The 22,876-nt window shown below is 66.0% G+C and carries 22 protein-coding genes; 8 read left to right on the forward strand and 14 right to left on the reverse strand.

Translation table 11 applies throughout. The features are described 5' to 3' along the window. Positions 1 to 13 precede the first annotated feature (13 nt). From ACQY76_RS10620 to ACQY76_RS10645, 6 genes are all read right to left on the reverse strand, one after another. Positions 14 to 1,048 carry a substrate-binding domain-containing protein gene (locus tag ACQY76_RS10620; protein WP_428032835.1) on the reverse strand — a complete coding sequence of 345 codons (1,035 nt, stop codon included), beginning with the start codon at positions 1,046 to 1,048 and terminating at the stop codon, positions 14 to 16. A gap of 50 nt (positions 1,049 to 1,098) precedes the next feature. Next, the gene (locus tag ACQY76_RS10625; protein ID WP_428032836.1) at positions 1,099 to 1,908 is read right to left on the reverse strand and encodes an NAD-dependent epimerase/dehydratase family protein; all 810 of its coding nucleotides are present in this window, start codon (positions 1,906 to 1,908) and stop codon (positions 1,099 to 1,101) included. A 20-nt stretch (positions 1,909 to 1,928) separates the two neighbouring features. After that, positions 1,929 to 3,038 (reverse strand): ABC transporter ATP-binding protein, encoded by a 1,110-nt coding sequence (locus ACQY76_RS10630; RefSeq protein ID WP_428032837.1) that lies wholly within the window; start codon positions 3,036 to 3,038, stop codon positions 1,929 to 1,931. 36 nt (positions 3,039 to 3,074) lie between these two features. Further along, positions 3,075 to 3,941 (reverse strand): carbohydrate ABC transporter permease, encoded by an 867-nt coding sequence (locus ACQY76_RS10635; protein ID WP_428032838.1) that lies wholly within the window; start codon positions 3,939 to 3,941, stop codon positions 3,075 to 3,077. After that, complete coding sequence (locus ACQY76_RS10640) at positions 3,938 to 4,834, reverse strand: carbohydrate ABC transporter permease (RefSeq protein ID WP_428032839.1); 897 nt, start codon at positions 4,832 to 4,834, stop codon at positions 3,938 to 3,940. Before ACQY76_RS10640 ends, ACQY76_RS10635 begins: the two co-directional genes overlap by 4 nt. 73 nt (positions 4,835 to 4,907) lie before the next feature. Continuing rightward, on the reverse strand, positions 4,908 to 6,212 hold the full coding sequence (locus ACQY76_RS10645) for an ABC transporter substrate-binding protein (RefSeq protein ID WP_428032840.1): 1,305 nt from the start codon (positions 6,210 to 6,212) through the stop codon (positions 4,908 to 4,910). 667 nt (positions 6,213 to 6,879) lie between these two features. Here ACQY76_RS10645 and ACQY76_RS10650 point away from each other — a divergent pair. Genes ACQY76_RS10650 through ACQY76_RS10660 form a run of 3 tightly spaced genes read left to right on the forward strand, consistent with a single transcriptional unit; the run spans position 6,880 to position 9,571 of the window. Next, the gene (locus ACQY76_RS10650; protein WP_428032987.1) at positions 6,880 to 8,112 is read left to right on the forward strand and encodes an alpha-hydroxy acid oxidase; all 1,233 of its coding nucleotides are present in this window, start codon (positions 6,880 to 6,882) and stop codon (positions 8,110 to 8,112) included. Positions 8,113 to 8,154: 42 nt separating this feature from the next. Next, positions 8,155 to 8,880 (forward strand): molybdate ABC transporter substrate-binding protein, encoded by a 726-nt coding sequence (locus tag ACQY76_RS10655; RefSeq protein ID WP_428032841.1) that lies wholly within the window; start codon positions 8,155 to 8,157, stop codon positions 8,878 to 8,880. Between the two features lie 28 nt (positions 8,881 to 8,908). Further along, on the forward strand, positions 8,909 to 9,571 hold the full coding sequence (locus tag ACQY76_RS10660; protein WP_428032842.1) for an aspartate/glutamate racemase family protein: 663 nt from the start codon (positions 8,909 to 8,911) through the stop codon (positions 9,569 to 9,571). A gap of 75 nt (positions 9,572 to 9,646) precedes the next feature. On the opposite strand, the gene ACQY76_RS10665 is transcribed toward ACQY76_RS10660, so the two are convergent. Then, positions 9,647 to 11,362, reverse strand: a complete 1,716-nt coding sequence (locus ACQY76_RS10665; RefSeq protein WP_428032843.1) for an IlvD/Edd family dehydratase — start codon at positions 11,360 to 11,362, stop codon at positions 9,647 to 9,649. 180 nt (positions 11,363 to 11,542) lie between these two features. On the opposite strand from ACQY76_RS10665, the gene ACQY76_RS10670 reads away from it, so the two are divergent. From ACQY76_RS10670 to ACQY76_RS10690, 5 genes are read left to right on the forward strand one after another with little or no spacing between them, the layout of a single operon-like run. Next, positions 11,543 to 12,259: a GntR family transcriptional regulator gene (locus ACQY76_RS10670; RefSeq protein WP_428032844.1), complete on the forward strand. Its 717-nt coding sequence runs from the start codon at positions 11,543 to 11,545 to the stop codon at positions 12,257 to 12,259. Then, entirely contained in the window at positions 12,256 to 13,200 is a 945-nt protein-coding gene (locus tag ACQY76_RS10675) for a dihydrodipicolinate synthase family protein (protein ID WP_428032845.1), read from the forward strand. Before ACQY76_RS10670 ends, ACQY76_RS10675 begins: the two co-directional genes overlap by 4 nt. 50 nt (positions 13,201 to 13,250) lie before the next feature. Then, entirely contained in the window at positions 13,251 to 14,531 is a 1,281-nt protein-coding gene (otnK, locus tag ACQY76_RS10680; protein ID WP_428032846.1) for a 3-oxo-tetronate kinase, read from the forward strand. Positions 14,532 to 14,536: 5 nt separating this feature from the next. Further along, positions 14,537 to 15,172: a 3-oxo-tetronate 4-phosphate decarboxylase gene (gene otnC / locus ACQY76_RS10685; protein WP_428032988.1), complete on the forward strand. Its 636-nt coding sequence runs from the start codon at positions 14,537 to 14,539 to the stop codon at positions 15,170 to 15,172. 44 nt (positions 15,173 to 15,216) lie between these two features. After that, positions 15,217 to 16,014: a hydroxypyruvate isomerase family protein gene (locus ACQY76_RS10690; RefSeq protein WP_428032847.1), complete on the forward strand. Its 798-nt coding sequence runs from the start codon at positions 15,217 to 15,219 to the stop codon at positions 16,012 to 16,014. 179 nt (positions 16,015 to 16,193) lie between these two features. Here ACQY76_RS10690 and ltaE read toward each other — a convergent pair whose 3' ends face one another. The 7 genes from ltaE to ACQY76_RS10725 form a co-directional block, all read right to left on the reverse strand. Next, positions 16,194 to 17,222, reverse strand: a complete 1,029-nt coding sequence (gene ltaE / locus ACQY76_RS10695) for a low-specificity L-threonine aldolase (RefSeq protein WP_428032848.1) — start codon at positions 17,220 to 17,222, stop codon at positions 16,194 to 16,196. Beyond that, positions 17,215 to 17,997, reverse strand: a complete 783-nt coding sequence (locus ACQY76_RS10700) for an SDR family NAD(P)-dependent oxidoreductase (RefSeq protein ID WP_428032849.1) — start codon at positions 17,995 to 17,997, stop codon at positions 17,215 to 17,217. Before ACQY76_RS10700 ends, ltaE begins: the two co-directional genes overlap by 8 nt. 19 nt (positions 17,998 to 18,016) lie before the next feature. Beyond that, the gene (locus ACQY76_RS10705; protein WP_428032850.1) at positions 18,017 to 18,913 is read right to left on the reverse strand and encodes an SMP-30/gluconolactonase/LRE family protein; all 897 of its coding nucleotides are present in this window, start codon (positions 18,911 to 18,913) and stop codon (positions 18,017 to 18,019) included. Between the two features lie 13 nt (positions 18,914 to 18,926). Continuing rightward, positions 18,927 to 19,685: an ATP-binding cassette domain-containing protein gene (locus ACQY76_RS10710; protein WP_428032851.1), complete on the reverse strand. Its 759-nt coding sequence runs from the start codon at positions 19,683 to 19,685 to the stop codon at positions 18,927 to 18,929. After that, positions 19,682 to 20,701 carry an ABC transporter permease gene (locus tag ACQY76_RS10715; RefSeq protein WP_428032852.1) on the reverse strand — a complete coding sequence of 340 codons (1,020 nt, stop codon included), beginning with the start codon at positions 20,699 to 20,701 and terminating at the stop codon, positions 19,682 to 19,684. The genes ACQY76_RS10710 and ACQY76_RS10715 overlap by 4 nt, the downstream gene beginning before the upstream one ends. A gap of 70 nt (positions 20,702 to 20,771) precedes the next feature. After that, positions 20,772 to 21,758, reverse strand: a complete 987-nt coding sequence (locus tag ACQY76_RS10720) for a substrate-binding domain-containing protein (RefSeq protein WP_428032853.1) — start codon at positions 21,756 to 21,758, stop codon at positions 20,772 to 20,774. A 26-nt stretch (positions 21,759 to 21,784) separates the two neighbouring features. Then, positions 21,785 to 22,507 carry a FadR/GntR family transcriptional regulator gene (locus ACQY76_RS10725; RefSeq protein WP_428032854.1) on the reverse strand — a complete coding sequence of 241 codons (723 nt, stop codon included), beginning with the start codon at positions 22,505 to 22,507 and terminating at the stop codon, positions 21,785 to 21,787. Positions 22,508 to 22,876: the final 369 nt, after the last annotated feature.

Genomic DNA, 22,876 nt, shown 5'->3' on the forward strand with positions numbered 1-22,876 from the left:
AATGGGAAAAGGGTCAGCCTTTGCGCGGCGGCGCGGTGGTGTCGCGCACCATCAGGCCCACCGGGATCTCGATGGTTGCCGGCACGGGCTCGCCGGCGACGCGTGCGAGCAGGTATTCGGCGGTGCGCACGCCGATCTCGCGGGCCGGCACGTGCAGCGTGGTCAAGGCCGGGCGGATCTGCGACGCGAAATCGAGATCGTCGAAACCGGCGATCGACAGATCCTGCGGAACGCGGATGCCCTGCCGCGCGCATTCTATGAGAGCGCCGAAGGCCAGCATGTCGTTGCCACAATAGACCGCCGTCGGCGGGTTCGGTGTGCCGAGAAGCGCCCGGAGCGCCAATTGGCCCTCGACGATGCGGTAGGGGCGCTCGATGAGCGCTTCCTGGCCGATCGTCAGCCCGCGGTCGGCGAGCACCCTGCGTATGCCTTCGAGGCGGCCGCGCGCGCGGTCATTGTCGCGGGTGATGCCGGCAATCGCGCCGATGCGGGTATGGCCGAGGTCGAGCAGATGGGTGGCAATCCGCCCGGCGGCCTCGACATTGTCGAAGCCCACGCAGGGCATGTCCTGCGAGAGCACCCATGTCACGACGAAGGGAATGTTGCGTTGCCGAAGGAAGTCCAGCGTCTGCGGATCGTGCTCGGCGCCGACCAGCATCATGCCCTGGGCGCCGTTGGTCACCAGGGCCATCACCCTTTCAAGCTCGTTCTTGCGGTCATAACCGCTGCTCGCCAGCATGAAACCATAGCCGGATTCGCGCAGGCGGCTCTGCATGGCCTCGGCCCCGGCGGCGAAGTTGGGGTTTTCGAGATGCGGAATGATGGCCCCCATGACCGGCATCTGCCGCGACAGCGCGGTGCGAGCGGCGCCCTGCGGCACATAGCCCAGCCGGGTGGCGGCCGCCTCGATGCTGCTCTTCACCTCCGGTGCCACCGGCCCGGTGCCGTTGAGTGCCCGCGACACCGTGGCGCCGGAGACACCGACCGCCCGCGCAATGTCCTCAACCCGGACCCGACCTGACGGCGTACGCTTGGGCCGCACTCGCATTCCCCCTTCATCACATCCGCGTCGACCTTGGCCGAGGCGCGGAAGCAGTGTCAATCAATGAACAGGCCATGGTCGCCAAGGTCCCAGCCGCAGTACCATCCGCCGTGGAACGGCTTGGCCCCCTCCAGCTCCGGCGCGCCATCGGCCAGGACCTCGGCGGCAAAGTCCTCGGCATTGTCGAGCGGCCTGTAGCCCAGAACGGACGCCTCCCGGTTGTCCCAGATCGCGCGGGAGTTGGCGGACATCCCGTAGGCCACGACGTAGTGCAGCAGCGGCGCCTCGATAGAGCAGCGCAGCAGTTCCACCATGTCGCGTGGGCTGATCCACACCGAGAGGTGGCGGATATCCATGGGCTTGGGCCGATACGCCCCGATACGCAGGCTGACGACGCCGAGGCCGTATTTGTCGGCATAGAGCCGCCCGAGCGCCTCGCCGGTCACCTTGCTCACGCCGTAGAAGCTGTCCGGGCGCGGTAGAGCCGTGCTGGTCAGGATCTGGCTCCGGCGGTGATAGCCGACCGCGTGGTGGCTGGAGGCGTAGACCACCCGCCGCACGCCGGCGCGCCGCGCGGCCTCGAACACGTTGTACGTGCCGACGATGTTCGCCGGCAGTACCTGTTCCCAGGCATTGCTCTCGGGCTCCACCGAGACGCCCGCGAGATGGACGACGCAGTCCATGCCCTGCATTGCCGCCTCGAGCGCCGCCAGATCGCAGATATCGACCTTGAGGCATTCCTCGCCCGGCCCGGCCGGATCGACCTCCTCCCTGTCGATCAGGCGCAGGACGGAATAACGGCCGGCCAGCCGATGCCGCGTCTCACGCCCGATTCCCCCCGCCGCACCGGTGATCACGACGCGCATTGCCGAGTTCCCCTCCATCTTCAGGCCGCCAGCGCGCCGACTGCCGCCGGCGCACGGATCGCCAGCTGTGTATCGGCATCGAAGAAGTGCATCTGTTCGGGTGCTATCGAGACCGTCACCCGGTCGTGGACGCGGATGGGCGCGTCCGGTGCGACCCGCGCGACGGTAAGCTGCGTACTGCCGAGCCGAAGGTCGAGGTGCATTTCCGAACCCAGTTGCTCGATCACGTCAACCACGCCGTCAACCTGGTTGTTGGAGGCGCCGAGGGCGATGTGCTCGGGACGGATGCCGACCATGACCTCGCGGCCGGCATGGCCGCGCAGCGCCGCCTTGTTGCGCTCGCCCACCTGCAGCGAGCCGCCTTCGATGCTGACGCGCTCGCCGGCGGCGTCGAGCCGGCCGCGGAACACGTTCATTGCCGGCGCGCCGATGAAGCCCGCGACGAACAGGTTCTCGGGTCGGTTATAGACCTCCAGCGGCGTGCCGACCTGCTGGACCAGGCCGTCCTTCATGATGACGACGAGATCGCCGAGCGTCATCGCTTCCACCTGGTCGTGGGTGACATAGATCGAGGTTGCCGGCACGCGCTCGCGCAGGCGCTTGAGCTCGATGCGCATCTGGGCGCGCAGCTTGGCGTCGAGGTTCGACAGCGGCTCGTCGAACAGGAAGACCTGCGGGTGGCGGACGATGCATCGCCCGAGCGCGACGCGCTGCTGCTGCCCACCCGAAAGCTGCCGGGGACGGCGCTGGAGCAGTGGCTCGATGCTCAGGATCGCGGCCGCGTGGGCGATCTTCTCGGCAATCTTGGCCTCGCTTTCCTTCCGGTTGCGCAGGCCGAAGGCCAGATTGTCGTAGACCGTCATGTGCTGGTAGAGCGCATAGTTCTGGAACACCATCGCGATGTCGCGATCCTTGGGCGGCAGGTCGTTCACGACCCTTCCGCCGATGCTGATCGTCCCGCCGCTGATGTCCTCAAGCCCGGCGATCATGCGCAGCGTCGTCGACTTGCCGCAGCCGGACGGGCCGACCAGGACGGCAAAGGCGCCGTCGGGGATTTTCAGGTCGATGCTGCGCACCGCCGTCACGCCACCATAGCTCTTCACGAGCTTGTTCAGAACGACTTCCGCCATCGGTAAAACTCCAGAATTCGCACCAGGTGCGCGTGATCAGATCTTCAGGCCCGTGATGACGTATTTCTGGCCGAAGAAGGTGATGAGCAGGGCCGGGCCCAGCGCCATGACGGCGGTGGCGCTCATGAGATTCCATTCGATTCCGAGCTCGTGGACGAACTGGGCCATCACCACGGTCAGCACCGGGGTGTTGTGGCTGGTGAGCAGCAGCGCGAAGAGGAACTCGTTCCAGGTCCACAGCCAGCAGAGCACGGCAAGCGCCGCGAGCCCCGGCACGGCGGAAGGCAGCGCCACGCGGATGAAGGCGCCCCAGCGGGTGCAGCCGTCGATGAGCGCGGCATATTCCATCGACGGGTCGATGCCGTCGAAGAACCCCTTCATCAGCCATGAGAAGAAGCAGATGTGGACCGCGATATGCGGAAGCAGCAGGCCGAGATAGGTGTCGTACACGCCAAGGTTCTGCGTGAGGAGATACAGCGGCAGCACCCACGAAATATAGGGAACGCACCGGAACACGTAGATGATCGAGAACCAGCCGCTGGCGATGGGGCCACGAAAGCGGGAGAGCATGTAGCCGCTGGTGACGGTGATGCCGAGAGAGAGGACGGTCGCCAGCGTGGCGATGATCGCGCTGTTCACATAGGCCTTGATCACCGTCCTGTTCTCGAACACCTCGGCGAAGTTATCGAGCGTGAACTCGGTGCCGCGATGGACGTAGAACATGCCGGAGGCGGGGCGCAGCGAGGTCAGCAGCAGCCAGAGCACCGGAAATGCGATGGCGAAGGCGACGCCGATCACGAACATGTAGAAGAAGGCCCGGCGCGCGCCCGGCGCCATCATGGCGAAGAAGCCGCGCTCGGCCTTGTGCCCGCGGGAAGACGTGTCGAGGGTGGCGACGGTCATTTCGATACCTCCACGGCACGGTTGAGCAGCCGGTAGAGCACCAGGCCGAAGATCACGATGACGACGCCGCCGATCAACGCGGCAGCGGAGCCCTTGCCGAAATTCATGCGCTGGAAGGCTTCGACATAGGCATAGATGCTGAACATCTCGGTGGTGCGCGCCGGGCCGCCGCCGGAGATGACCCAGACCTGGTCGAACACGCGGAAGGCATCGATCGAACGGATCACGACGCACACCACGATGACCGGGCGCAGCATGGGCAAGGTCAGGGAGCGGAAGACGCGCCAGCGGCCGGCTGCGTCAATGGCGGCGGCTTCGAACGGCTCCTTCGGCAAGCTCTGCAGGCCGGCGAGAAGCAGCACGGCGAACCAGGGGGTCCACAGCCAGACATCGGCAAGGACGATGACCATCATCGTGGTCCAGCGATAGGCGAGCCAGGCCACCGGGGGCAGGCCGATTCCCTCCAGCACGACGTTCACGATGCCGAACTGGTCGTTGAACATCCAGCGCATCATGATCGAGGCGATGACCGGGGCGACCATCAACGGCAGCAGGATGATGGTGCGCACGACCGACTGGCCGACGAAATTGCGGTTGAGCAGTAAGGCGAGGCCCAGCCCGCAGGTCAGCGAGAGCGAGACGCTGAGCACGAGGAAGAGCAGCGTGTTGGGTATGGCGAGGCCGAAGAACGCCGGATCGGTGATGACTTCGATATAATGCTTCAGGCCGACCCAGGTCTTCTTGGGGTCGTAGAGCATCCAGTCGCGGAAGGAGGCGTTGGCGCCCAGGACGATTGGCACCACCTGGAACAGGGCCATGGTGAGGGCGGCCGGCGCGATGAGCGCCAGCATGAAGCGCTCCTTCTCACCGAAGAACGAAGCAAGGCGTCTCATATTGTGCGGTCCCTGCGCGGAAAGGGAGGCGGAAGCCGCAAAAGCTTCCGCCAAGTTCAGGCCTGGGGAGGGATCAGTTGGTCCGTGCCGCGGCTTCGTGGATGGCGGGAGCGGCCTGTTCCAGCTTCTTCGGAATATCCTCGCGCGACCCATTCAGGGCGCCGACGACACCGTCATTGTAAGCCTTGTGGATGGCCGGCCATTCCGGGGTGTAATAACCGCCAGCGATGACCTGCATCACCTTGAAGACCACTTCGTCGGCGCGGCGGAACAGCGGATCGATCTCGATCAGCGTCTTCCACACTTCGGTGTTCGGCGGCGGGCCGCCGGTGGCCTTCCACAGATCGATCTGGCCTTCCTTGTCGAGCAGCATGGCGCCGAGCATCTTCTTGGCGACTTCCTGGCGTTCAGCCGGCACACCCTTCGGGATCGCCCAGCCCCAGATGTCGTTCCACGCGACATGTTCCCTGCGCGAGGGGCCCAGCGGCAGGAAACCGATGTTGATCTTGCCGGAGACCTTGGACTTCTTGGGATCGTTGAACTGCCCATAGAGCGTGAGATCCGCGACGGTGAAGGCGGCATCGCCCGCCTGGAAGATCGCGTTGGCGTCGTTGCGGGTATAGGAGATCATAGCGGGCGGGCTGATCTTGGTCTTGTTGATCGCGTCCCACCAATATTCGACCACCTGCTGCGAGCAGGGCTCGGCGATCATCGGCTTCCAGCCATTGGCGGCAAGAACCTTGTTGTCGCGCTCATAGGCCGGGGCGAGCACGTCGCAATTGTTCGTCCAGTTGGCCCAGAACCAGCTGAACCAGCTGTGGTTCATGGCCATGCTGCCGACGAAGCCCCACTTCACCTTGCCGTCCTGCTGCAGCTTCTGGGAAAGCGTTGACAGTTCATCCCAGGTCTTGGGCAGGTTCGCCTGATCGACGAGGTCGGTGCGGTAGTAGAACACGCCGAACGTGTGGGCCATGGGCACCACGGTCGGCTTGCCGTCATTGTTGAGGAAGGCGACGTCGACGGTCTGCTTCAGCACCGTGTCCATGCCAGGCACGTCATTGGTCGGGGCAAGCCAGTTTTTCCAGAGCTGACCCCAGTCGTCATTGTGCCAGATAATGTCGTATTGGTCGCCGCCGGAAGTCAGCGTGGCCGTGACCTTCTCCATGAAGATCTCGTAAGCCATCGGAATCTTGATGATGGTCACGCCGTTCTTGGCGGCCCATTTCTCCATGATGGCAATCGAAGCCTCCTGGATCGGATGCTTCATATAGCCGATCTTGATCTCGACCGCAGACGCCGCGCTCGAGGCCATCAGCGCGCTGATGCCCAACGCGCCGGCCGCCACGAACGCGCGGATCTGCGCTGTCCATCCCTTCATGGTCGTCTCCCTGAAATATGGGCGATAAACGCCCTTTTTGTGATTGCTCTTACATTATTTCAGTCAAAATCCATCCGTCAAGTGCAGAGAACTAATTAATAATCGTTATATTTCAATAAGTTACATATTTGCGGGTGTTGTAAAATTTACAACAAGCAGCAAAAGCAGGAGAAGGGCCCAAAATCCGGCGTAGCTCGCCAAGTGATCGTTGTATTCCTTATACCAGATCGCCTTCTCTTCAGTCATTGCGCCCAGGCACAACGGCCTTAGACGAGATCCGGAGTGCTCCACCGCAGGTGAACCGGCAACGCTGCCGGAGAATGCACGTCAAGGATTTTGTCCCGACTGCAAAATTTACATACATCTATTTTCAAGGAAAATCGTTATATCATAGGTACTTGAACTCAGAATTGCGTCCCCAAACCTCTCGTTGACAGGATTCTGAAGCTGTGCGAGCTATGTACATCTTCCACAAGATCGCCCCATCCAGGTCGATATGGGCACTCGCTGATCTAAACGTGAGCGACATGCGTTCTATAGTAAGAAAGTCAAATAAGTCCGATAAAACACACAAATGCATTGTCGCGATGCTTGTCGATCGGCGCTTTTGCCTGCACTCGACGGGGCGTGAGTGATGAAGGATCTCGATTCTGTGTCTCACCCTCAGATGGCGCGGGAAGCCGTTGCCGAGGCCGTCCCTCTGCAGGCCGCCGTGCGGCCATCGGCTCCCGGCATTCCGCACCGGTTCCGCAATTATCTGGCGCTGGACGATTTCGAGCAGGCGGCGCGGCGACACCTGCCGCGGATGATCTATGGCTATGTGTCCGGCGCGGTGGAAACCGGCTCCGGCATGCGGGAAGCACGCCAGGCCTTCGCCGATCTCGCGCTGCTGCCCCGCACACTCATGGATGTCGCGGGCCGGCATCAGGTGCGCGAGCTGTTCGGCCGGTCCTATGCCAGCCCGTTCGGGATCGCCCCGCTGGGGGGCGCGGCCATGGTTGCCTATCGCGCCGACATCGCGCTCGCCGGGGCTGCCCGCACGGCCGGGGTGCCGATGATTCTCAGCGCCTCCTCGCTCATCAAGCTGGAGGAGGTGCAGCGTGAGAACCCGGATGCCTGGTTCCAGGCCTATCTCGCCGGCCACCAGCCGCGTATCGACGCGCTGATCGACCGGGTGCAGGCGGCGGGGTTCGGCACGCTGGTTGTTACCGCCGACACCCCCGTGCCGGGAAACCGCGAGAACAACATTCGCAGCGGCTTCAGCATGCCGTTGCGGATCACGCCCAAGGTCGCGCTCGACAGCGCGCTGCATCCGCGCTGGCTGATCGGCACGGTCGGCCGCACCTTCCTGCACCATGGCGTGCCGCATTTCGAGAACATGGACGCCGCGCAGGGCCCGCCCATGTTCTCGCGCGATTTCGTGCGCAACATGAACAGCCGCGACCAGCTGGCCTGGCGCCATGTGGAGGCGATACGCCAGCGCTGGAAGGGCAAGCTGGTGATCAAGGGGCTGCTGGCCGCCGCCGATGTGCGGAGGGCGCGGCAGATCGGCGCCGACGGCGTGATCATTTCCAACCATGGCGGGCGCCAGCTCGACTATGCGCTGGCGCCGATGCGTGCGCTGCCGGAATTGCGGGCGGAAGCCGAGGGCATGGCGCTCATGCTCGATGGCGGCATCCGGCGCGGCACCGATGTGCTCAAGGCGCTGGCGCTCGGCGCCGATTTCGTCTTCCTCGGCCGGCCTTTCCTCTACGCCGCCTCACTCGGCGGGGCGCCCTGCGTGCTGCACGCCATCCGGCTTCTGTCGGAGGAAATCCACCGCGACATGGCGCTGATGGGCTTGCGCGGGCTCGACGAAATATCCCCTGCCATGGTGCGGCCGATGCCCGGCGGACGCTGAGCGCCGCACCGCCCGCCGCGCAGGAACACCAAGGAGAACAACATGACGAACAAGGACCCTGGTTCCCTCTCCATCATGAGCGCGCTCGCGGTCGAGGTCGCGTTCAAGCGCTGGATCGTGCCGCGCTTCGAGCAGCAGACCGGCATCCGCGCCGATATCGTGTGGGAGCCGACCACCGTGCTGATGCGTCGTGTCGAGAGCGGCGAGCGCGCCGACATCATCCTCGCCATCGACCATGCCATGGACCGGCTTGTGCAGGATGACATCATCCGGCGCAAAACCCGCATTCCGGTTGCGCGGGCCATGGTCGGCCTCGCGGTGCGCAAGGGCGCGCCGCTCCCCGACATCTCCACGGTGGAAGCCCTGAAATCCGTGCTGCTCGGCGCCCGTTCGGTCGCCTTCTCCCTCGGTGGCGCCAGCGGCATCTACTTCCAGCAGCTCATTCAGGAGCTGGGCATTGCCGACGAGGTGAAGGCCCGGGCGGTGACGATTCCCGCCGGTTTCACCGCTGCCAAGGTTGCGAGCGGCGAGGCGGAATATGCGGTGCAGCAGATCAGCGAGCTGATGTCGATCGACGGGGTCGATATTATCGGGCCGTTCCCCGAGGCGATCCAGACCTTCACGGATTTCTCCGCCGCGCTCTTCGCCGACGCCGGCAATCCCGCGGCCGCGCAGGCGTTCCTCGACCTTCTCGAGTCCGAGGAGGCGATCGCTGCCTATGGCAATGGCGGGCTGGCCTCGCTGGTGCGAGCGCCCTCGGCGAAGTGATCGCCGCTCCACGGAAGGTTCCGAACCCATGACGGCCACTCCCCGCATCGTTCTGCTCCATGCCACGCCGGTGGCGATGGAGCCGATCCGCATCGCCTTCAGCCAGCGCTGGCCGACGGCGGAGACGGTGAACCTGCTCGACGACAGCCTGTCGGTCGACCGCGCGCGCGAGCCTGAGCTGACGGAGGCGATGATCGAGCGCTTCGTCGCCTTCGGTCGCTACGCCCATCGCTCGGGCGCCGATGGCATCCTCATCACCTGTTCGGCGTTCGGCCCGGCCATCGACCGGTTGATCGCCGAACTTCCGATCCCCGTGCTCAAGCCCAACGAGGCGATGTTCCGCGCCGCCATCGGCCGGGGCGGTCAGATCGGCATGCTGGCCACTTTTGCCCCGGCGGTAGTGACGATGAACGAGGAGTTCACCGAGTTCGTGCGCCAGGCCGGCACGGCGGCACAGCTCACCACCATTGTCGTCGATGATGCCATGGTGCGGCTGAGGAGCGGCGACGCCGCCGCGCATAATAGTCTGGTGGCCGCACGGGCGCCCGAGCTGAACAACGTCGATGCCATCATGCTCGCGCATTTCTCGACATCCCGCGCGGCCGAAGCCGTCCGCAAGGCCGTCGATGTCCCGGTGCTGACGGCTCCCGAAGCCGCAGTCGACCTGATGAAGCAGCTGGTCGCTGCCTGAGCCGGCATGGCAACGGCCCGGGCGGCTTCCACCAGGCGCGGTCCCGCCCTCCACCGCCGGCGCGGAAGGCCGTGCTCAGCCACCAGTCTCGTCGAGGCGCGAGGGATGCCGCATGAAATCGAAGTCGCATCCCTCGTCCGCCTGCAACACACTGGCCCGATAGAGCCTCGCATAGCCGCGCTCTATCGGGGCGGGTGGGGCGACAAGCGCCGCGCGCCGGCGCGCCAGTTCCTCCTCGCCGACCAGCAGATCGATGCGCCGTCCGGCGGTGTCGAGCCTGATCAGGTCGCCGGTCTCCACCAGTCCCAGCGGGCCGCCCACCGCCGATTCCGGCGTGATGTGGAGCACGATCGTTCCGAATGCCGTGCCGCTCATTCGGGCGTCGGAGATCCGCACCATGTCCTTCACCCCTTGGCGCGCGAGCTTTTTCGGGATGGGAAGATAGCCGGCTTCGGGCATTCCCGGCGCGCCTTTGGGCCCGGCATTCTGCAGCACCAGCACGTCGTCGGCGGTGACATCGAGCGCGGGGTCGTCGATCCGCGCAATCATGTCCGCCACCGAATGGAACACGATGGCCCGTCCGGTATGGGCGAGCAGATGCGCAGAGGCGGCGGCCTGCTTGATGATGGCGCCCCCCGGCGCCAGATTGCCGGAAAGCACCGCCATGGACCCCTCGGCCTTGATCGGCGAAGTGCGGGGGCGGATCACGTCCTGGCCGGGCACGTCCTCGGCCGCCCGCGCGATATCGCGCAAGGTCTCGCCGGTCACGGTCAGCGCATCGAGGTCGATCAGATCGTCCAATTCCCTCAGCAGGCGGGGCACGCCGCCGGCATGGTGGAAATGCTCCATGTAATGGGCGCCGGACGGCTTCAGGTCCACCAGGACCGGTACGCGGCGGCCGATCTCGTCGAGCTCCGCCAGCTCGAAGCGGTGCGGCGTGCGGTTGGCGATGGCGGTGAGGTGGATGATACCGTTGGTGGAGCCGCCGATCGCCTGCATCACGGTCGCCGCGTTGCGAAAGGCGTTCGGGGTGAGCAGCTCGCTCGGGCGCGGGCCGCCCTGCACCGCCATCCGTGCCGCCGTGCGTCCGCTGGCCTCGGCGATCCGCACCCGCTCGGCATGTGGCGCGGGCACCGTGGCGCTCATCGGCAACGACAGGCCGAGTGTCTCGGTGATGCAGGCCATGGTGCTGGCCGTGCCCATCACCATGCAGGTGCCGACCGAGGGCGCGAGCCTGCCATTGATCACCTCGATTTCCTCGGCATCGATGGTGTCCGCCCGATGCGCGCCCCACAGCCGGCGGCAATCCGTGCAGGCGCCGAGCGCTTCGCCCTTGTGATGGCCGATCACCATCGGCCCGACCGGGACCACGACGGTCGGCAGGTCCACGCTCGCCGCCGCCATGATCTGGGCGGGCAGCGTCTTGTCGCAGCCGCCGATCACCACCACCGAATCCATGGGCTGCGCGCGGATCATCTCCTCGGTGTCCATCGCCATCAGGTTGCGCAGGAACATCGAGGTGGGATGGGCGAAGCTCTCATGGATGGAGATGGTGGGAAACACCATTGGCATGCCGCCGCTGAGCATGACGCCGCGCTTCACTGCCTCGATCAGCTGCGGCACGTTGCCGTGGCACGGGTTGAAGTCGCTGTAGGTGTTGGTGATGCCGACGATCGGCCGGCTCAGGGCGTCGTCCGAATAGCCCATCGCCTTGATGAAGGCCTTGCGCAGGAACAGGGAAAACCCGTCGTCACCATAGCTGGTGAGACCCTTGCCGAGACCCCTTGCCATGACGGCTCCCTCTTGCCACTCGCCGCCTCGGCGATCGGGGGAGCATTGGCAAGCTCGGCCTTATTGTCAATAATGCATTGTGCAAATCGCCTATATGGCGGATATTGCCTCTATATTATTGATAATGTGGCTGTCATGGCGCGGGTCTCTTCGCCTGTAGCCGCGAGCTGGGAGCCCCTCATGCGTCGGAACCAGATGCTTTCTCCCGAGGCTGAAGCCGAGGCCGAAGGCGCGCTTCTGCGCCGCCTGGAGGACGACATCATCTTTGGCCGCCTGGCTCCCGGCACGCGCCTCGTCGAGGACGCGATGATGGAGCGCTACGCCGCCAGCCGGCACTATGTGCGCCGCGCCCTTGCCGCCCTGGAGCGCGACGGGCTGGTTCATCTCGCGCGCCATGTCGGGGCCACCGTCTGCACGTTCAGCCCACAGGAAGTGCGGCAGATCTACGAGGTGCGCGAGATGCTCACCCGGCAGATCATCCTGATGATCCCGCTGCCCGCGCCCGCGCCCCTGCTTGCGCGGCTGGAGGCAATCCAGGCCGAGTACCGGCGCGAGGAAGCCGCACCGGATCTGCGGCGCCTGCACGAACTCAACGACGCGTTCCACCTCGCCATGTTCGAGGCCTGCGGCAATCCCTATCTGGTGCGAACCGCCAAGGACTATATGCGGCTGACGCTGCCGGTGCGGGCCGCGAACCTCGCCAGTCCCCAGGGTCTTCAGCGCTCGCGCGGAGAGCACGAGATCATGCTCGATCTGCTGCGCGGAACGGATGGCTGGGCGCTGGCCCAGCTCAATATCGATCACATGCGGGGCAGCAAGAACGACTATATCGCCCGCGCCGCGCAGACGGCCGCTTCGCCGTCCCCGCTCACGGAACGCACAGGAAACCGCTCATGAAACTCGACGCCACCGCCGCCGGCATGTTCCCCATCGCCCCGACCCCGTTTCACCCCGACGGTCGCATCGACGAAGCCTCGATCGACCGCCTGATCGAACGCTATCTCGCCGCAGGGGCGGATGGCGTCACCGTACTCGGCATTCTGGGCGAGGCACCGAAGCTCGAGCCCGAGGAATCGCTGGCGATCACCGCGCGCTTCATCGATGGCTTTGGTGCCCAGCCGGTCATTGTCGGCGTCTCGGCACCCGGCTTTGCCGCCATGCGTTCGTTGGCCCATGCCGTGATGGAACGGGGCGCGGCGGGCGTGATGATCGCGCCGCCGGCCGCGCTGCGCACCGATGAGCAGATCACCGGCTATTTCCGCCAGGCGGTCCAGGCCATCGGCGCCGATATCCCGTTCGTGCTGCAGGACTATCCGCTGACCCTCACCGTGCAGATGTCTCCTTCCGTCATCCGCCGCATCGTCGAGGAAAACCCTTCCTGCGTGATGCTGAAGCATGAAGACTGGCCGGGGCTGGAGAAGATCTCCGCCCTGCGCGCCTTCCAGAAGGAAGGGTCGATGCGCGCTCTCTCCATCCTCACCGGCAATGGCGGGCTGTTCCTCGATTTCGAGATGGAGCGCGGCGCCGATGGCGCCATGACCGGCTACGCCTTCCCGGAAATGCTGGCCACCGTGGTGCGGCTGCAGAAGAGGGGACGCCGCGACGAGGCGCATGATCTGTTCGACGCCCATCTGCCGCTGCTGCGCTACGAGCAGCAGCAGGGCATCGGCCTCGCCGTGCGCAAATATGTGCTCATGCGCAGCGGCACGCTGTCCTGCGACGCGCAGCGCCAGCCCGGCTCCGCGCTTTCCGCCACGGCGCGGGCGGAGGTCGACTACCTGCTGCAGCGGCTGCAACGCCGGGACGAACGGCTCGCGTCGGGGCTCGCCGCCTCGTGAGGCACACCGGCGGGACATGACGAAAAACCAACAAGAACGGGAGGCTTCCGATGGCACTGCTCGGCGTCATTGCTGACGATTTCACCGGGGCGAGCGACATCGCCAATACCATCGCCAAGGGCGTGGCACCGGAAGGCGGGCTGAGGACCGTGCAATATCTCGGCCTTCCCGCCGCCGATGCGGCACCGGATGTGGAAGCGTGCGTCGTCGCCCTCAAGAGCCGCTCCATCTCTGCGGAGGCGGCATGCTCCCAATCGCTCCAGGCGCTGGACTGGCTGCTGCGGCAGGGATGCCGGCAGATCATCTTCAAATATTGTTCGACCTTCGACTCCACGCCGGACGGCAATATCGGCCCGGTCGGCGAGGCGCTCGCCCGCCGGCTCGACGCGCAGGGCGTGATCGCCTGCCCCGCCTTCCCCGATGCCGGACGCACCCTCTACAAGGGCCACCTGTTCGTCGGCGACCGTCTGCTGAACGAATCCGGCATGGAGCACCATCCGCTCAACCCGATGACCGATGCCGATCTGCGCCGCTGGCTCGCGAGCCAGTGCGACGACCCTGTCGGGCTGGTGGACTGGGGCGTGGTGCAGAAGGGGGCTTCGTCCCTGCGCGCCGCGCTGGAAGAGGCCGCCGGGAGAGGCGAGCGCCTCGTCATCGTCGACGCCATCTCCAATGACGACTTGCTGACCATCGCCGCGGCCTGCCGCGACGCGCGCCTGCTGACGGGAGGTTCCGGCATTGCGCGCGGCCTGCCGCGCAACTTCATCTCCGCCGGGCTCGCCGGGGGAGGGGCGGCAGCGACCCCTGCCATCGAGGGGCCGGAAGCGGTGCTGGTCGGGAGCTGTTCCCGGGCCACGCTGGCGCAGATCGAGCATCACGCGGCCAACCACCCGGTCTTCGCCATCGATGTCGAGAAGGTCATGGACGGCGCGCTCGGCCCGGACGATGTCGTGGCGTTCATCCGCGCCCATCATGGCCAGGTTCCGCTCGCCTACTCGTCGTCGCGTCCGGAGGAGGTCGTCGCGCTTCAGCACCGCTACGGCCGCGACGCCGTGGCCCACCGGCTCGACGCGCTGTTCGCCGACGCGGCCCGCGCGCTTTATCGCCTGGGTGTCCGGCGGATCGTGGTCGGCGGCGGCGAGACCTCTGGCGCGGTCGTTTCCGCGCTCGGCCTCACCTCCTTCCGCATCGGCCGGGAGATCGATCCCGGCGTGCCCGTGCTGACCTCCGAGGACGGCATTCCGCTCGGCATGGCCCTCAAATCCGGCAATTTCGGCAGTGTCGATTTCTTCGAGAAGGCGATCCGGGCAATCGGCGGAGGCGCGACGTGACCGCGATGAACGAAACGACGGCACGAACGGAACTGGTCCGGCTCTCGCGCTCGCTCTATGAGCGGGGGTATTCGGTCGGTTCTGCCGGCAATATCAGCGTTGCGATCGCGGATGGGCTGCTCATTACCCCGACCAATTCGTGCCTTGGTTTCCTCGACCCGGCGCGGATCGCCAAGCTGGATCGGCAGGGGCGCCATATCTCCGGCGATGTGCCCTCCAAGGAAATCTTCCTGCACCAGGCCTTCTATGAAACGCGGCCACAGACCGGGGCGGTGGTGCATCTGCATTCCACCTACGCCACGGCGCTCTCCTGCCTGCCCGAGACCGATCCGCAGGACTGCATTCCCCCGCTCACGCCCTATGTGGTGATGCGTGTCGGCAAGGTGCCGCTGCTGCCTTATGTGCGGCCCGGCGACCCCGCCATGGGCGCGATGATCCGCGAATTGGGCGGCGCGCGCGCCGCCGTGCTGCTGGCCAATCACGGCCCCGTCGTCACCGCAGCGGACCTTTCCAGTGCCGTCTACGCCGCCGAGGAACTTGAAGAGACGGCCAAGCTCCTGGTGCTGCTGCACGCCCGCCAACCGCGCCTGCTCACGACCGCCCAGGTCGATGAACTCCACGCTGTTTTCGGTAAGTCGTGACTGCGCCGCCGGTGCATCGCCCACTGAACAAAGGATGACATGGGATGAAGGGCTTCAGCGCTCACATCGGATATCTCTTTCAGGAACTGCCGCTTGAGGAACGCTTCGCTGCGGCACGCGATGCCGGCTTCTCCATGGTGGAGCATCCCTCGCTGTATGCGCTGCCGGCCATACGGGTGAGGCAGCTTCTGTCGGACTGCGGCCTCGGCATCGTCCAGTCGAGCTTCCCAGCCGGCGAGATCGCGCGCGGCGAAAAAGGCTTCGCCGCCCTTCCAGACCAGATTGAGCGTTTCCGCGCCTCGGTTTCAGTGAGCCTCGACTATGCGGTGCAGGCCGGTATTCCCGCACTGCATTGCATGGCGGGTGTGCGTCCGTCCGGCATCGACCCGCAGCGAATGTGGGACACCTACATCGCCAATATGCGGGTGGCGGCGGAAGCCGCCGCCGAGCGCGGCGTGCTCGTCCTGATCGAGCCGATCAGCAGCGGCAGCATCGCCGACTATTTCGTCGAGGACCCTCGGGACGCGGTGCGCGCCATTGCCGACATCGGCGCCTCCAATGTCCGCCTGCTCTATGACGTGTTCCACGCCACGATGATCGGCTCCGATCCCTTCGCCTTCATCCGCGACCATGCGGCACTCATCTACCATGTCCATATCGCGGACCATCCCGGTCGGCACGAGCCCGGAACGGGAACCATCGATTTCGACCGGCTTTACGCAACACTTGAGGACGTTCATTACGACGGCTTCGTCGGTTGCGAGTATGCCCCACGGGGCGAGACGCGTGAGGGGCTGGGCTGGATGAAGCGGGCGGGCACCGCGCGGTACGCAAGAGCCTGAGGTCGGTTGGCGAGACAGGCCCCGTATAAGCGCAGCCGGCAAAGAGCCTCCCCGATGCGAGCGGAACGTTGAGCCGCTCGCTTGGCGCCGGTCCGGTTCGTCGAGGCAGGGCATCGTACGGCCCGTAGGGGCGAGCACGCGGGTTTCCATCATCAAGTTCCCTTCCGACATGTGGAAGGCTATGAAGCGGGTCCGCGCCATTTCCGCGCCGCGTCTATCGCCGCCTCCACGCCGTCCTTGCCGACATCGAGATGGGTCACCAGGCGGAGGCGATCGCCATAAGCCGTTCCGACGCCGACCCCGCAGGAAAGGAAATGAGCTTTCAGCGCCACGGCGCTCGCGCCTGTCACCTTGACGAAAACGATGTTGGTGTCGGGGGGAACGATAACAAAGCCGTCGACCGCAGCGAGGCCTTCGGCGAGGCGGCGGGCATTGGCGTGATCTTCCGCAAGGCGCGTCACGTGTTCGTCCAGCGCGTAAATCCCTGCGGCGGCGACGATACCGGCCTGCCGCATGGCGCCGCCCAGGATTTTGCGCAGGCGTCGACCCTTGTCGATGAGATCACGCGGCCCCGTGAGAACGCTGCCAAGCGGCGCGCCCAGGCCCTTTGACAGGCATGCCGAGACCGTGTCGAAGGGTGCCGCCAGATCGGCGACCGCGACGCCACTGGCCACGGCAGCGTTGAAGATACGTGCTCCATCGAGGTGGCACGCGAGGCCGGCTTCCCGTGCGAGGGCGCACGCGGCGCCGACAGAGCCCTGCGGCAGGATCTGGCCGCCCATGGTGTTTTCCAGCGCGAGGAGCCGGGTTCTCGCATAATGCGGGTCCACCGGCTTGATGGCGGCTTCGATGTCGCCCAGCGCCAGCGTTCCGTCCGGCTGGTTGAGCACGGGCTGCGGCTGGATGCTGCCGAGCACCGCCGCCCCGCCGGCTTCCCAACGATAGAGATGGGCCATCTGGCCGGCGATGAATTCATCACCGCGCTCGCAATGGGTCATCAGCGCGATGAGGTTGGCCTGCGTGCCGGTTGGACAGAACAGGCCCGCCTGCTTGCCCAGCCGCTCGGCGGCGACGTGCTCCAGCCGGTTGACGGTGGGATCCTCGCCATAGACATCGTCGCCGACCTCGGCGGCTGCCATGGCGGCGCGCATGGCAGCGGTCGGGCGGGTGACAGTGTCACTGCGGAAGTCGTAACGGATGTCAGCCACGGGGGTAGCCTGCGGGATATTCGCGCAGCGTCAGCCCGCCATCGATCACCAGGCTCTGGCCGGTGATGTAGCCGGCACGCGCACTGGCGAGAAAGGCGACCGCTTCGGCGATCTCGCTCGGCTCTGCGAGGCGTCCGAGCGGAATGTGCATCTGCGTCGCCGCCAGGAACTCCGGGTCGTACAGGCCGGCGGCGCCTTCGGTCATGACATGGCCCGGCTCGACCGCATTGACGGTGATGCCGGAGCCAGCCGTCTCCAGCGCCGCCGCCCGGACCAGCCCGACCAGCCCGGCCTTGCTCGCCGCATAATGCGCCATGCCGGGGATCGCGGTGCGCGTGCCGGTGACCGAGGAGGTGACGACGATCCGGCCATAGCCCCGGGCGAGCATGGCGGGGAGGAACGCGCGGACAGTGAGGAACGCGCCCTTGAGGTTGACCCCGGTCAACTGGTCCCAGGCGCTCTCCTCCATGTCGACGATCCTCGCAGCCCCGAAGACGGCGGCGTTGGGGCAGAGCACGTCGATCCGGCCCTTCCAGTCGAGGACCCGCTCGGCAAGCAGTGCCATCGATGCGCCGCTGGAAACGTCGGCGGTCTCGCCGCGCACATCAAGGCCGATGGCGGACAACTCCGCCGTCGCGGCCGCGAGCACGTCGCCGTCGCGGTCGACCAGCACGGTACCGGCGCCTTGGGTGGCGAGCACCGTGGCGATGGCCTTGCCGATGCCGCGCGCCGCGCCGGTGACGACCGCGACCTGACCGTTGAACGGACCTGTCATCGAGGCTCCTTTCCGGGATTCAGCCATGGAAGCCAGGCTCCTGCAGACCCTTTACCCCGGGCTCGAAGGCGAACAGGCCGCCGGCTGTCGGCGCGGCCGCGAAACCCGCTTCGTCCATGAAGATCCATTGGCCGTCGATCATGGTGATCGACGCCGAAGTGACGTACAGCGTACCCAGATCGTCACCGCCAAAGGCGCAACTTGTCGGGGTCCGGCAGGGGGTCTGTACCACGCGCTCGACGCTGCCGTCGGGCCGGTAGCGCGTGATGCGGGCGCCGTCCCAATGCGTGGACCAGAGATGGCCTTCGGCGTCGACGGTCGAGCCGTCGGGGATGCCCTCATCCGCGGCGATCCGCGCGAACACCTCGCCATGCCGCAGCGTGCCGTCGTCGACGACCTCATAGACCCAGATCTCCCGATCATGGCTGCGCGTATGGTAGAGGCGCCGCCCGTCCGGGCTGAAGGACGGACCGTTCGAGCAGATGAACCCGTCGGCGACGAGCCTTGGTTGCTTGTCGTCGCCGAGGCTGAAGAGCTGGCCGATCTTGTCGCTCTCCAGCCGGTCCGTGGTGCCGGCGAACAGCCGTCCGTCGCGGTTGACCTTGGCGTCGTTGAAACTGGCGCGCGGCCGGTCGGCGATCGGATTGACCAGCGGAGCCCGGCGGGAAAAGCCGGCATCGATCACCGAAATACCGTCCGAGCCGGCGAGCAGGAAGCCGCCGCCGGCGCGGGGAACCAGGGCGCCCAGCTGTTCGGGAAGGGCGATATCGAATTTGGTGTCCCGGCCGGTCGACGGATCGAAGCGGTGGATCTCCGGCCGCATCTGGTCGATCCAGTACAGGCAGCGCTCGGATGCCGACCACAGGGCGCCTTCGCCGAGCGCGGAGCGCGCCTGCAGCACGCAGCGTAGGGTCATGGGAATCGTACTCTCAATGCTTGACGATAATATCGTTCAGCTCGCGCACGCTGGTCTCGTGCCGCGCGAGGCTGTGGATGACGCGCCCACGCGCCAGCACCACGAAACGGTCGCAGCTTTCATAGGCGTGGTAGAGATTGTGGGTGATGAAGACGGCCGAGACGCCCTCCGCCTTCAGTTCCCCGAGATGGGACAGCAGCTTGTCGGTCTCGCGTACCGAGAGCGCGCTGGTCGGCTCGTCGAGCAGCAGCATCGCGGTCTTGAAATAGACCGCGCGGGCGATCGCCACCGCCTGGCGCTGCCCGCCGGACAGTGTCTCGACCAGTATATCCGGCGAGTCGATGCCGGCGATGCGCACGGTGTTCAGAAGCTGGTCCATGACGATGGCGTTCATCGCCTTCATGTCGAGCAGGCCCAGCGCCCTGGTGCGCTCGCGGCCGGCGAAGAAATTGCGCATGATCGAGGCCGATCCCACCAGCGCAGAATCCTGGTAGATCGTCTCGATGCCGAGCCGCTCGGAATCCTTGCGCGAGCGGATCGTCACTTCCTGCCCGTCGCGCAGGATGCGCCCGCTGCTGGGAAACTCCACGCCGGACATGATCTTGACCAGGGTGGATTTGCCCGCGCCATTGTCGCCGAGCAGACCGACCACCTCGTTGCGCCCAATGGAAAAATCGGCGCCGCTGAGGGCCTGGAGATGGCCGTAGGACTTGCTGATGCCCTCCAGCTGCAGAAGGGGCAGGGCGTCGGGAGTGGCCTTTGCACCGCTCATCGCGCGCTCCTGCGTGCCAGGGAGGTATTGGCGATGACGGCGATGACGAGGATCGCGCCGACGAAGACGTCGAGATAGAAGCCCGGCGCCCGCAGCAGCAGCAGAACGTCTTCCACCATGTAGAGAAGGCAGGCGCCGACCACGATGCCGAGCACCGTGCCGCGTCCGCCGGACAGGAACAGTCCGCCAATGACGCAGACCGCGATGGCGCGCAGTTCCATGCCGAGGCCTTGCGCCGGCGTCGCCGTGCCGACGCGGGTGACCGAGAGAATGCCGGCGAGGGCCGCCGCCAGACCCGACAGCGCGAAGGCGGCGATCTTCACCTTGTGCGTGTCGATGCCCACGGCGCGCGCGGTCTTCTCGCTCCCCCCGACCAGCACCATGTGGTTGCCGAGCTTGCTGCGGTGAAGCAGCAGCGCAGACAGGCCGGCGAGAAGCAGAAACCAGAGGAACGGCGCCTCGATGCCGAAAACCGAGCCGGTGAAGACACGCGCGAAGGCCGGGTCGGGCCGGAACGACACTGCGCCCGCCTCCGAAAGCCAGCGCACCAGGCCACGGACGACCAGCATCGACCCCATGGTCGCGATGAAGGAGGGGATCGCGGTCTTCACGGTGACCAGACCGTTGGCAACGCCGATGGCGACGCCGAGCAGCATCGTGGCGAAGAGCGCGGCGAGCGGCGGTACGCCGGCGCCGTAGAGCAGCGCCATGCAATAACCCGCGAGCGTGTAGACCGAGCCGACCGAGAGGTCATACTCGCCGGTGATCATCAGCAGGCCGACGCCGAGGGCAACGATGCCGATGATCGGAATGGCGCGCTGCAGCAGGCCGATGTTGGAGGCCGACAAATAGCGGAAATCGTCGGGAAACAGCAGGCCGGCGGCGATGCAGATCAGCTGCAGCGCGATGAACAGCAGGCAGATGCTGGCGATCGGCTCGCGCAGCACGCGCTGCCAGCGGCGCGTGCGGCTGCTCGTGGGAACTCCGGCGGTATCCACCGCCACATTTGCCGTCATCGCTTTGTGTCCGGGATAGGGAAGGAGAGGCGTGCCGGTTGGGGACGGGGCGCACCGCCGGAGCTGGTCATCAGCGATAGGTGCCGGTGAATTCCTTCACCGTCTTGGCGTTGGAGGCATCGATGATGGTGCCGCCGATCGGGATCGAGGCCGGCGGGATACCGTAGCGGTCGAAATAGGCGAGCATGACCACCGGCATGTAGCCCTCATAATAAGCGCCGGAATCCACCGTCGCGACCATCTTGCCGGCGATGATGCTGTCGATGATGCCAGGGCTCAGGTCGAAGCCGCCGACCGCGATGGACAGCCCGGCCTCGGCCACCGCCTGCGGCGCGACCTCGGTCACCACGCTGCCGAGCCCGATCACCGCCTTGGTCTTGCTGTTGCCGACCAGATATTGCGACAGGCGCGTCAAAGCCGTCGCCATGGTCGGCGTGGCATCGAGGCGCTCTGACGTGATGCCGGCCGCGTCGAGCACCTGCTTGATGCCGCGATAGCGCTCCGTGCCATAGAATGCGTCGGGGTCTTCCACCGGTGCGACGACGTTGTCGCCGGCCTTGAGACCCGCCGCCTCGATCATCTTGCGGGCGATGCGCTGGCCGGACGCGAAGAAGTCCTGGCCAACATAGGCCTGGCTCTTGGTCGCGTCGGGGTTGGGGTCATTGGTGTCGAAGGTGACGACACCGATGCCGGCATCGCGCGCCTTGCCGATATTGTCGGTGAAGGCGCCAGGCAGCCAGTTCACGACCGCAATGCCGTCGACCTTGTTGGCGATGGCGGTCTCCATCAGGTTGTTCTGCTTGACCGGGTCACTGTCGGCATACTGGATGTCGAGCGAGACGTTGCGGTCGGCGGCGGCTTCCTGCGCGCCCTTGATCACCGGCTGCCAGAACGGATCGCCCGCTGCCGTGTAGATGATGAAGGTGACGTTGACCGGCTTTTCCTCGGCCTGGGCCGGAACGGCAAGGCCAAGCGACAGGGCGGACATGGCCAGGGCAACGAGTCCGTATGTCACCGGGCGTCTTTTGATGGAGAGGCGATCGTTGATCGTCGGCATGGCGGTCTCCGGGGCGAGGGGAAGGCTCAAGCGTGTCGGCGGGTACCGGCGTCGGGCAGCTCCGTGCCGGAAAGGTCGATGACCGCTGACTGGACAATGTGCTGGACGATCCGGTCGGCCGCGCCCTGCGCGTTCCGGGCGCGGACGAGGTCGAGGATTTCCCGGTGGTCGCCGAGTTCGGTGCGCAGCAGCTCGATCGGCATGTCGGACCGCCGCCGGTCTTGCAGCAGATCGAGAATCGAGCGGATGAAATTGGCCGCGACCGAGTTATGCGACGCGTCGGCCAGCATGACGTGAAACAGCCGCGCATGCTCCTTCACCGAGCGCCCGGCCTCCATCGCCATGCGGTGATCCTCCAGAAGGCGGTCGATCGCGAGCAATTCGTCATCGGTCGCCCGGATGCAGGCAAGCGCGGCGGTCCGCGGCTCCAGCATCTCGCGGGATTCGATGAGGTCGAGGATGGCAGCGTCGTTGACGAGGAATGCCATCAGGTCGGGACGGAAGATCTCGTCGCTGCGGGGCGCCTTGATGAAGGTGCCCTGGCCGGGAATGGCCTGGACGACATTGAGCGTGGACAGGATTTGCAGCGCCTCGCGGACCGTGGAACGGCCGACGCCGAGCTTGGCAAGCAATTCCCGCTCGGCCGGCAACTGGTCGCCGGGCTTCCACACGCCGTGTCGGATCATCGAGAGGATCTGGCTGGCGGCCTGCTGGGCCGACGTCTCTTTGAGAATGAGCTGAAATTCCATAACGCCCTCGCGGTCTGACCATAAGGCCATCAGACATCGAGGGCGTCAATGATGAAAATGCGAGCGCGCCCAAGCATTGTGCGGTGCCGCGAACAAGGCGCACCTTCTCTCGCAGTTGCGGTGGTTGTGGTCAGGAGGCCGCCAGGAGGCGGCCCGTCCCGGCACGGGTGGCCTCCTCGGCACAGGCGTGCATTGCGCCGCCGCGACATCCGGTGCCAGCCTCCGGTATTGGGAACCGGGGCGCGCGCAGTTCTCCCCGCCCTCGCGCGGCTGTTTGCGAAGGCAGCTTTGCGGATGTTGTTCGCACCCGCGCAGCGGACCCGCGCCGCTGGCGGGTCAAGGCTCCGTCAGCGCGGAACCGCCGGAGCA

This window comes from Ancylobacter sp. (assembly GCF_965279025.1).
GTDB lineage: Bacteria > Pseudomonadota > Alphaproteobacteria > Rhizobiales > Xanthobacteraceae > Ancylobacter.